Genomic DNA, 274 nt, shown 5'->3' with positions numbered 1-274 from the left:
TAGGTCATTAGTAAAAGTGACGTTGGGGCCGATAAAGACATCGTCTTCCAACGTGATTCCGTCCCAAAGCTGAACGCCGCATTTTACGGTGACGTTATCGCCTACGATGACGTCATTCTCGATGAAACAGTGTGAACAGATGTTACCGTTCGTGCCAATTCGTGCGCCCGCTAAAACCACACAGAACTGCCATACCTTGGTGCCTGCACCTATAGCTTGGCTGGCGACGTCGGCGGTCTGGTGAATGAACGGCCGGTCCAAGATGGTTACTCCA

Annotated in this window: 1 protein-coding gene; it reads right to left on the bottom strand. The window is 51.8% G+C overall.

Annotated elements, in window-relative coordinates; translation table 11 throughout:
- Positions 1-261, bottom strand: a 261-nt coding sequence (locus tag AC3II9_RS21785; protein ID WP_489158779.1) for an LbetaH domain-containing protein, incomplete at its 3' end; no start/stop codon positions are given.
- Positions 262-274: the final 13 nt, after the last annotated feature.

This window comes from Lysinibacillus sp. RU7 (assembly GCF_057837305.1).
This window is presented reverse-complemented; position numbering and strand designations above follow the sequence as displayed.